At 66.0% G+C, this 9,640-nt stretch carries 9 protein-coding genes; 1 reads left to right on the top strand and 8 read right to left on the bottom strand.

Features of this window, described 5'->3' with window-relative positions; genetic code table 11:
• The first annotated feature begins 41 nt into the window (after positions 1–41).
• Positions 42–2,225 carry a glycoside hydrolase family 3 C-terminal domain-containing protein gene (locus KBZ12_RS06180; RefSeq protein WP_254957037.1) on the top strand — a complete coding sequence of 728 codons (2,184 nt, stop codon included), beginning with the start codon at positions 42–44 and terminating at the stop codon, positions 2,223–2,225.
• 4 nt (positions 2,226–2,229) lie between these two features.
• Here the strand turns inward: KBZ12_RS06180 and KBZ12_RS06175 are convergent, their stop codons facing one another.
• Genes KBZ12_RS06175 through KBZ12_RS06140 form a run of 8 tightly spaced genes read right to left on the bottom strand, consistent with a single transcriptional unit; the run spans position 2,230 to position 9,521 of the window.
• Entirely contained in the window at positions 2,230–2,730 is a 501-nt protein-coding gene (locus KBZ12_RS06175) for a hypothetical protein (protein ID WP_254957036.1), read from the bottom strand.
• Positions 2,700–3,782 carry a glycosyltransferase family 2 protein gene (locus KBZ12_RS06170; protein WP_254957035.1) on the bottom strand — a complete coding sequence of 361 codons (1,083 nt, stop codon included), beginning with the start codon at positions 3,780–3,782 and terminating at the stop codon, positions 2,700–2,702. Before KBZ12_RS06170 ends, KBZ12_RS06175 begins: the two co-directional genes overlap by 31 nt.
• A gap of 28 nt (positions 3,783–3,810) precedes the next feature.
• On the bottom strand, positions 3,811–4,425 hold the full coding sequence (locus KBZ12_RS06165) for a triacylglycerol lipase (protein WP_254957034.1): 615 nt from the start codon (positions 4,423–4,425) through the stop codon (positions 3,811–3,813).
• Positions 4,426–4,451: 26 nt separating this feature from the next.
• Positions 4,452–5,180, bottom strand: coding sequence for a peptidase (locus KBZ12_RS06160; RefSeq protein ID WP_254957033.1), 729 nt, complete (start codon positions 5,178–5,180; stop codon positions 4,452–4,454).
• Entirely contained in the window at positions 5,177–6,016 is an 840-nt protein-coding gene (locus tag KBZ12_RS06155; RefSeq protein ID WP_254957032.1) for a transglutaminase family protein, read from the bottom strand. The genes KBZ12_RS06160 and KBZ12_RS06155 overlap by 4 nt, the downstream gene beginning before the upstream one ends.
• A gap of 8 nt (positions 6,017–6,024) precedes the next feature.
• Positions 6,025–6,828, bottom strand: a complete 804-nt coding sequence (locus tag KBZ12_RS06150) for an N-formylglutamate amidohydrolase (RefSeq protein ID WP_254957031.1) — start codon at positions 6,826–6,828, stop codon at positions 6,025–6,027.
• A 2-nt stretch (positions 6,829–6,830) separates the two neighbouring features.
• A complete protein-coding gene (locus KBZ12_RS06145; RefSeq protein ID WP_254957030.1) occupies positions 6,831–7,709 on the bottom strand; it encodes a transglutaminase family protein in 879 nt (292 codons plus the stop codon).
• Positions 7,710–7,736: 27 nt separating this feature from the next.
• Positions 7,737–9,521, bottom strand: a complete 1,785-nt coding sequence (locus KBZ12_RS06140) for an alpha-amylase family glycosyl hydrolase (RefSeq protein WP_254957029.1) — start codon at positions 9,519–9,521, stop codon at positions 7,737–7,739.
• Positions 9,522–9,640: the final 119 nt, after the last annotated feature.

Below are 9,640 nucleotides of genomic sequence, written 5' to 3'. Positions count from 1 at the left end.
GGCAGACATTCGACAGGAAGCGCCGTACCTAGGCTGAATGGGTGCCCACACCCCACGACTGGAGCCATCTGCAGGAGCAGGCCAGGACCCTGCTGGATGGCCTCAGCCTGGACGAAAAACTCGGCTTGCTCGACGGTGACACCCCGTTCTGGGGGGGCCTGGCGGAGATCGCCTTCCACGACGCCTCCCACCGCCGCCCCTGGCCGGCCGGGGTTATGCGTCGCCTGGGCATCGGCGGTCTGCACTTCGTCGATGGCCCCCGGGGTGTGGTGCTCGAAGGCGGCGCCACCACCTTCCCGGCGCCCATCGGGCGCGGTGCCAGCTGGGACATTGATCTGGAGGAAAGGATCGGCGAGGCCATGGGCAAGGAGGCGCGATCGTTCGGCGCCAATCTGCTGGGCGGCATCTGCGTCAACCTGCTGCGCCACCCCGGCTGGGGCCGGGCCCAGGAGACCTACGGCGAGGACCCGGTGCACGTGGGCGCCATGGGGGCCGCCACCACCCGTGGCGTGCAGCGCCATGCCATCGCCTGCGTCAAGCATTTCGCCCTCAACTCGATCGACAGCGCCCGCTTCAGGGTCGATGTGGATGCCAGCGAGCGGGTGCTGCGGGAGCTTTACCTGCCCCAGTTCCGCGACTGCATCGAGGCCGGGGCCCTGGCGGTGATGAGCGCCTACAACAGTGTCAACGGGGCCTGGTGCGGCCAGCATCCCCATCTGCTGCAGGAGATCCTCAAGCAGCGCTGGGGCTTCCGCGGCTTCGTGCTCAGCGATTTCATCTTCGGAATCCGCGATGGAGAGGCCGCCATCGCGGCCGGCCAGGACCTGGAGATGCCGTTTCGGATGATCTTCCAGGCCACGCTTCCGGCGGCGGTGGCCGCGGGACGGGTGCCGATGGCACGGATCGATGACGCCGTGCTGCGGCTGCTGCTGGCCCAGGCAACGGTGCCCGGAGGCGCCTACCCGGAATCGTTGCGGGGCTGCCGCGACCACCAGCATCTGGCGCGGGAAGCGGCCACCAAATCGATCGTGCTGCTCAGGAACGAGGGCAACCTCCTGCCCCTGCGCGGGATCGGCTCCCTGGCGGTGATCGGGCCTTTGGCCGACACCGCCAACCTGGGGGACCGGGGCTCCTCCGACACCCGGCCCACGCCGGGGTCGGTGGTGACACCCCTGGCCGGCCTGCGGGCTGCGGCGCCGGACATCAGACTGGCTCACACCGATGGCAACGACCTGGCCGTGGCCTCGGCCCTGGCGGCCCGCAGCGACGCGGCGCTGGTGGTGGTGGGTCTGGACTGGCGCCACGAGGGCGAGCACATCCACCCCGGGGATCTGGCACCGATCCTGGGCCAGGCCCCCCCTCCCGACGGGCTGCTGCGCCTGGTCGGTCGCCGCCGCCTGCTGCCGTTGTGGTCGCGGCTGGCGGCCGCGGCCGCCCAGGTGACACGCCTGGGCTCGGCCCGCGCCGGCGGCGCCTTCGCCTCGGGCGATCGCACCAGGCTCCAGCTGCCGGCCGACCAGGAGGCCCTGATCCTGGCCGTCGCCGCCGCCAACCCCCGCACGGTGGTGGTCCTGATGGGGGGTGGGGCGATCCTCTGCGAGGCCTGGCGCCAGCGGGTGCCTGGCCTGCTGCTGCTCTGGTACCCAGGCCAGCGGGGCGGGGAGGCCCTCGCCGACGTGCTGCTGGGACGGGTGTCACCCTCGGGGCGGATGCCCTATGCGGTGCCCACCGATGCCAGCCACCTGCCACCGTTCGATCCCCGGGCCCGGCAGATCACCTACGACCTCTGGCATGGCTACCGGCGGCTGGGACGCCAGCGTCACCCAGCGGCCTTCCCCTTCGGATTCGGCTTGTCCTACAGCAGCTTCAGCCACAGCGACCCGGAGGCCCAGCTGCTTCCCTGCGCCCTGGAGCTCAGGCTGACGGTGGCGAACACGGGGACGATGGACGCTGCCGAGGTGGTCCAGATCTATGCCGAGCCCCCCGGTCAGGCCGTGGAACGGCCGCGCCGCAGCCTGGTGGGCTTCCGCCGGCTGAGCCTCCAGCCCGGCCAGAGCGAGCGGGTGGCGATCGAGATCCCGCTGCGACGCCTGGCCTGGTTCGATGCCTCCCGCGACGCGTTCGTGCTGGAGGGGGGGGCTCACCGGCTCGTGGCGGCTCGCCACGCCGAGGACCAGGGGATCGGCGTGAACGTCACCCTGGAGGCTGGGTTGGTGGGCCACTGAGGGATCAGGGGACCGTGGCGCGGCTGTCCAGGAGCGCCAGGGTTCCCTGGACCCGCAGGTGGTTGTAGCGCTGCAGCCAGATGAAGGGCAGGTTGAACAGGGTCGCGAAGATCAGGTTGCTCAGCACCCCCGCCGGCGGCAGCCACAGGGCTGTCACGATCCAGAACGGCCAGAGCGCCAGATGGACCAGCTCGGCCCGACGGGTCTCCTCCAGCAGGCGCTGCAGGGTGGCGCGATCCCGGCCCACCAGGCTGTTCTTGGCCACACCGCCTGGAAAGGCCGTGCCGGCATCCGGCAGCAGGGATTTCCAGCGGTGAATGCCGAGCCGTTGCTCAAAGCCCTCCTTGCTCTCCGGCCAGGGACGTCGACCGGTGAGCCAGGTGTCGCGCGCCAGGGCCGACTGGGGCAGGCGGTGGGCCAGCCAGCCGATCAGCACCGACCACAGCAACCAGCCCAGGCCGCAGGCCAGGACCGCTAGCGCGTCGGAAACCGTCTGCCTTTCCATTCGATCGTGCCCCGCTCCAGATTCAGGATCGCCAGAGCGAACACCCCCAGAAAGAACAGCACGGGAATCGGGAAGATCAGGCAGATCCAGCCGAAGTCGCCGATCCGCCGGGTGACCACCAGCAGCTGCACGGCAAAGGCGAGGTAAAGGAGCAGATTGGGCAGCACGGAGGCCTCCCCCACCATCGGCCAGCCCAGCAGGGAGGCGGGCAGGCACCAGGCGGCCCAGAACAGCCCGGAGATCCAGAGGAGCACAGCCAGCATCCAGAACCAGCGCACCTCCCCGGCGGCGGTGGCGAAGTTCTTGGCGAAGCCCACCACCATGTTCTGGAGGCCGCCGGGATACATGCGGTAGTCGAGCAGGCCTTGGCCGATGAAGGCGCTCACCGGCAGTCCCGCCTGCTCGTACAGATGGCCCAGGAACCAGTCCTCCACCACTTTATCGGCGACCGCCGCATGGCCGCCGATGTGGTCGTAATCGGCCCGGCTGGTGGCCATGGCCGGACCAAAAGCCACCCCGCAGTTCTTCCCCATCGGCACCGCCATCAGCCCCACGAGGTTGAACAGCACCGAGAGCTGCTCGTAGGGCTTCTCGGTGCGGTGGAAGGGCTGGACCGAAACCAGGCCGCCCAGTTCCTGCTGCGCCGCCACGAGACGCTTCAGGAACTCGGGGTGGGGCTCGGTGTCGGCGTCGAGGAACAGCAGAAGCTTCCCTGCGCTGGCGCGGACGCCATGGTGCAAGGCCCACGTCTTGCCGCACCATCCCTCCGCCAGGGGCGGTGGCTGGATCACCCTGACCCCGTCTGCGGCAGCGATGGCGGCCGTGCGATCACTGGAGTGATCGTCGATCACGATCACCTCCGTGGGGGTGAGGCTCTGGAGGTGCAGGGCAGACAACAGCTTCGGGAGGGTGTGTTCCTCGTTGCGGGCCGGAATCAGCACCGAAACAGAGGGTTGACCCTGAACCCTGGAGGGGGGGAGACGCGGCATACGCAGGCACAGGGCCCAGCCGAGCAGCCAGCGCACCAGCAGGGAGATGGCCAACAGATCCACGGTCGGCTCAGCTGCTTGTGCTTCTAAGCTAGGGACGCAGCAGCTCGTCGACTAAGGCCTCCAGGGCGGCCGGGTGGCTCAGGAGCTGGTGGTGGTAGCGCACCGGCAGCTTCTTCCCCGGACCGATCGGCAGCACGGCACGCCAGGCCGGCATCACCATCAGATCCGGCTCGCAGTAGAAGCTGCAGCAATCGACCGTCTGCAGGGTGGTGAGGTCGGCGTTAAGACGCTGCAGTAACGGGCTGCCCGTCTTCAGGTCGGCGATGCCAGCCAGGGGCCAGCGGGGCCAGGGCCCGGCTGTGAGGGTGCCCTGCTGGGGGCTGCCCACGCTGATCAGCCGCCGGGTGCGCCGATGGCCGCCGAGCAGCTGGATCCAGGCGCGGGCGATCACCCCACCCATCGAAAAGCCCAGCAGGTCGATGGGTTGCTCCTGGCCGAAGGACGCGTCGATGTGGGTGGCGAGCAGGCCGGCCTGCACCGCGATCGGCGTCAGCCCGAAGCGGTGGGGAAGGTGGGGAATCAACAGGGGGCCGCGGCGCCCTGCCAGCTGGCGCTTGAGCGGGTCGAACACACCGGGGGTGTCCCACATGCCGTGGATCAGCACCAGCGGTGGGAAAGGGTGAGACCGATCCCGGTCCGGCATCGGCCAGTCGCGCCACGGGATGGTGATTACCAGACCAGCTCCGGCAACTCCCGGAACACCTGCCGCACCCCCGCGCTCCACTCCCGGCTGAGTTCCTGGAAATAGACGTCACCCTCGCTGAACCGGCGCCGCTGGGTGATCGCGAGGCGATCCCGCTCGTAGAGGAGCAGGTCGATCGGCATCCCCACCGACAGGTTGCTGCGCATGGTGGAGTCGAACGACACCAGCACACATTTGGCCGCTTCTCCCAGGGTGGTGTCGGAATGGATCACACGGTCGATGATCGGCTTTCCATACTTGGCTTCGCCCGTCTGCAGGAAGGGCGTGTCCGCGCCGGCTTCGATGAAGTTGCCCTCGGCATACATCCGGAACAGCCGGGGCTCCTCCCCCTTGATCTGCCCGCCCACCAGGAAGGACGCATTGAAGCTGGAGCCGGAGGCCTTGAGATAAGGGCCGTCCCGCTGCTCGATCGCCCGGACCGCATCCGACACCAAGCCCATCACCTCGAACATGGTCTGGGCCGTCCAGACCGACGGGCTGCCGTCGCCGGCCTCGGCCCGTTGGCGCAGCAGGCCGATCACCGCCTGGGTGCCGGCCAGGCTGCCGGAGCTGAGCAGCACGAGCACCCGATCGCCCGTGCGCTCGAACACGGTCATCTTGCAGAAACTGGCGAAATCGTCCAGACCTGCATTGGTGCGTGAATCGGAAGCGAACACCATCCCCCCTTCCAGCAACACGGCCACGCAATAGGTCATGCGGTCCACACCTCAAACGATTCCAGCTCCGAAGGGCCGAAGGTGGTGGTGAGCGCCACATCCGCCGCGTCCCGGCCCCGGGCGATCAGGATCCGCCCGATCCGGGGCGTGTTGTTGCGCGGGTCGAACACGTGCCAGCCATCCCCGAGGTAGGCCTCGAACCAGGCATGGAAGTCCATGGCCGTGTGGGGCGGCGGCACCTCGATGTCACTCAGGTAACCGGTGCAGTATCGCGCCGGGATGTTCATGCAGCGGCAAAGGGCGATCGCCAGATGGGCGAAGTCACGGCACACCCCCTCCCGGCTTTCGAAGGTCTGCAGGGCGGTCTTCGTTGCGCTGGAGCGGCCGTAATCGAAACGCACGTGCTGGTGGACGAAATCGCAGATCGCCTGCACCCTCCCCCAGCCACCAGGGGCCCCCTCAAACCTGGACCAGGCCATGGGCGAGAGCAGGTCGGACTCACAGAAGCGGCTGGCCAGCAAGAACAGCAGCGCCTCCTCCGGCAGCTCCTCCACCGGCCGCTGCTCCAGAGCGGGCAGCACCGGATCGGGCCGCCCGGAATCGGCCACCAGCCCGCTGCCCCGCAGTCGCAGCAAGCCGGACGGTGCCACCAGCCGGTGGCAATGGTTGCCGTAGGAATCCACATACAGGCGCAGGGGCACCTGGGGCTCCACCTGGAGCGGATCGGCCTCCAGCAGATCGGCGACCCGGCTCGCATGCACCCCCAGGGTGACGATCATGGGTGTCGGCGCGGGGAAGCGGAGCGCCACATCGAATCCCACCCGTATCTCGAGGGGTTGGCTCGGTGGTGGCGAGGCCTGTTGAAGGGAGTTCATGGATCACCCTAAGAAGTGTGGTGAGCCGGGAGTGGTGGGAATCCCTCCGCCAGGGCTCCCTCCAGCACACCGGCGAGGCGCTGCGCCCACTCCTGCCGGGCGGCCTCGGTGGCCAGCAGGTCCTGGCGAATCTCCAACTCCACGTGGGGAATCCGGCGCGCCTCGCCGTGCACCACCAGCGTGTAGTCGCTCGCGTCACTGACGGCGTAGGGCTCGTTGTCCCCCACCAGCAAGCCCTGCTCGCCCTCCAGTCCCTGGCGGATCCGCCGGGCCAGACGGCCATCGCGGCCGTACAGGACCCCCACGTGCCAGGGGCGCACGTCGGTGCCGAGCACCGGCGTGAAACTGTGCAGCGTCACCAGCACGCTCGGCTGGCCGCGCCCGCGCCGGGCCTCCAGCTCGGCGGCGATGCGGCGGTGGTAGGGGTGGAAGAGCGCATCCAGCCGCTGCTGCCGCTCCGCGGGGGCGAGGTCGGCATTGGCGGCGATGGCGGCGGTCTCGCTGTGGCTGACAATCGAATCGGGCGCCTGCGGCGGCCGGTTGGCATCGACCACCAGCCGCGAATAGTTGTGCAGGATCAGGAAGGCATCGAGCCGCGCTGACAGCAGCAGGGCCAGCCCCGCCACGCCAAGATCCCAGGCCACATGGGTGTCCAGCACCCGATCGCTCAGGCCCAGGCCGGCCAGGCAACAGGGAATGGCGCGGCCGGCGTGGTCGCCCGTGAGCAACACGGCGGAGCGCCCGGTGGGGCAGACGATCCGGTAGACGGGCGGATCAGCATCTCCCAGGAGGGGGTCCAGGGGCAACGTCACCATCAGGGTTCAAGCTGCGTCGTGAAGCCCTGCAGCTCGCTGATCCAGACGCCCACCTGCATCGACAGTAGGGAAGCTCCGCAGAAGCTGCCGGCGATGGGTGTCACCGACTCGGGCCGTCGGGCCACCGCGACAGGGATGTGGGTGTCGCCGACAATGTCGCCATGGGTGGGATCGAACCCCTTCCAGCCAGCCCCTGGCAGAAAGACCTCCGCCCAGGCATGCGTGCTGCCGGCTTGCTCCGGCGGCAGCGCCGTGAAGCTGTAACCACTGACGAAACGGGCTGCGAATCCGAAACATCTGGCCGCCTCCATGAACAGAACGGCGATGTCACGGCAGGACCCCCAGCCGCCCTGGAGCGTCGCGGCACAGCTCTGGACACCAGGCTCGTCACGTTGTCGGTAGGAGATGCGGTGGTGGGCCGCCAGATTCAGCCGCTTCAACAACGTGTAGCTCTGAATGCTCTCGCCGGGCTGCCAGACCGTTGCCATCCACTGCAGCAAAGGCAGACTCGGTTGTGGGTCCGTTAGCGACAGATAGGCCTCCAGCAAAGGGAGATCCTTGGACGCATAGTGAAAGGGATAGTTAACCGCCTCCTCATCCACAACGAAATCAAGCGGAACACGGTCGTATTGCTGAATGATCAGATTGCTTTCGATCAGCAATCTGTCAGAAATGTCATGGAACGACGCCGTGGCAAGACAATTCCCCTCCACATCCCGGTGCCAGCGCAGCTTTGCCGCCGGGCTGATCGATAACGAGGAGGTTTCGATGCGCAGGTCGTGGCCCTCCCGGGGACGAAGACGCAGTGTATGGGTGCCGAGCCCGACAGGGGCGCTGTAGGAGTAGGTGGTGAGGTGATGGATGTTGAAGCGTCGCATCGGCTCGCCAGGCACAGAATCGGAGGGTCACTGGGAATAGATCAGAACACTGTACGGACCCACCCCAAAAGAGCCGTGAAAAGGGAAGCCATCCCGATCCCCCGGTACGGCTGCAAGATCAGCGCTTGGGTAACCAGCAAAGGATTCACTGTAGCCGTGCCAATCACTATTAAAGCGAAGTGTCCAGGAATTGGCCGCCGGCAAACCCACGATGTAGTCCTCCTGGGTCTGGTGTGAAAAATTGGCGATCACCACCACATCATCTCCGGGGCCGCCTCGATCCCAGCGGTGAAAGGCCATCACGTTTCGCTGGGTATTGAGATGAAACACCTGGCTGAACTGTCCGCAGAGCCCACGGGAGACGCCCTGCCGATCAAGGCGAAGGCGGATCAGATCCCGGTACAAACGCACGATGCCCCGAAACTCCTGGCGCTGGTCCCAGTCGACGGGGACCGTATCGCGGAACCAGCCACCTTCAAGGAACTCCTGCCCCTGAAACAGCATGGGAATTCCGGGTGCCGTGAACACCATGGCGGCCGCCAGGGTGGAACGCTTCTGGGCATGCCAGCCGGTGGGATCCTCCGGGTTGACATCCTGGGGAATCCGGGACTGCCCATTGGCCACGTCGTCATGGGATTCGCTGTAGATCACGCGTTCAAACGCATCATCGTTGTAGCGATAAAGAATGGCATCCCGGATCCTCTCCAGAGCACGGTCTTCATCCCTCGGTGCAATCACGGCCTGACGGATGGGTTGGATGAAATGGGGATCCCATTGGGATCCAAAGCCGGCGCCTCCAGCCCCCACATCCTTGGTCAACCAGTCATTGCTGCGGAGGTCCTCGGCGATGGTGATCCGCCCCGGATACTGCCGGGCGACGGTTTCGTTGATGGCCTGAAGGATACTCCAACCATCTGGAATCTCTTCGGTTCCAGCATCTCCGATGCTGCGAATGTAACCGGTACTGTCGAATCGAAGACCATCAAGATGATACTCCTCGAGCCACATCCTGACGTTATCAAGAATGTATTGACGCACCTCCCCCCGGCCATAGTCGGGCCGTGTCTCCCCCCAGGGCGTCTGGGAGCGATCATCATTATAAAAGTAGATTCCCCCCTTGTCATTCTCCGACCAGCCATCAAATCTCCAGAGGTCAAGATCACTGGGACCGAAGTGATTGAAAACAACATCCAGAATCACGCCAATCCCAATCTGATGGGCTCGCTTGATGAACCGTTTGAAGCCCAGAGAACCGCCATAGTCGGTATCGACGGCAAAGATATGGGATGGGTTGTAGCCCCAGGAGCGCTGGCCTGCAAACTGGCCGACAGGCATGATCTGAATGGCATTGATGCCCAGCCGTTTCAGGTGCTCCAGTCGCGTCGTGATGGAATTGAATCGTCCTGCCTGACTGAGATCATCATTGTTGAAAGTGCCGACATGCAACTCGTAGATAACAAGCTCATTCCAGTTCTGTATGAAGAAGTCATCATCGTCCCAGTCAAAGTGCGGATCATGGATAATGGCATTGCCAACCGAGTTTGTGACCTCACGGGCATAGGGATCAATCCTCTTGAACACCCCGCACGGCGTTGCCAGCTCATACTTGTAATGGTCGCCGATCCTGGCACCTTCAACGGTGATGGACCAGAAGCCACCCGGCTCGGACTCCATCAGGTCGGCGGCACCATTCCAATCGTTGAAGGACCCGATCACAGAGACATGCTCGGCATGGGGGGCCCAGACCCGGAACGCGACCCCGTCAGGAGAGGACACCGATCCCATGCCGGCACCAATCAGCGGCTTCGCCATGGTTCCACCCTGCTGAAGCCACTCTCTCACAGGGGTTTCCTTTTCAAGCGATCATTCAGAAACCTTGAAACGGGTGCCAGAACAGAGGCAGATCTGCTGCCAGGATGATGCAGGTTAAT

This window comes from Cyanobium sp. Cruz CV13-4-11, assembly GCF_024346055.1.
Lineage (GTDB): Bacteria > Cyanobacteriota > Cyanobacteriia > PCC-6307 > Cyanobiaceae > Cyanobium.
The sequence above is the reverse complement of the archived record's forward strand: the minus strand, read 5'-3'. Positions and strand labels throughout refer to the sequence as shown.

What these genes read in the sequence shown, in the direction of transcription:
- KBZ12_RS06175 (WP_254957036.1), bottom strand. Translation starts at nt 2,730, where the DNA reads ATGGAAAGGCAGACGGTTTCCGACGCGCTAGCGGTCCTGGCCTGCGGC.
- KBZ12_RS06165 (WP_254957034.1), bottom strand. Translation starts at nt 4,425, where the DNA reads ATGCCGGACCGGGATCGGTCTCACCCTTTCCCACCGCTGGTGCTGATC.
- KBZ12_RS06160 (WP_254957033.1), bottom strand. Translation starts at nt 5,180, where the DNA reads ATGACCTATTGCGTGGCCGTGTTGCTGGAAGGGGGGATGGTGTTCGCT.
- KBZ12_RS06155 (WP_254957032.1), bottom strand. Translation starts at nt 6,016, where the DNA reads ATGAACTCCCTTCAACAGGCCTCGCCACCACCGAGCCAACCCCTCGAG.
- KBZ12_RS06145 (WP_254957030.1), bottom strand. Translation starts at nt 7,709, where the DNA reads ATGCGACGCTTCAACATCCATCACCTCACCACCTACTCCTACAGCGCC.
- KBZ12_RS06140 (WP_254957029.1), bottom strand. Translation starts at nt 9,521, where the DNA reads ATGGCGAAGCCGCTGATTGGTGCCGGCATGGGATCGGTGTCCTCTCCT.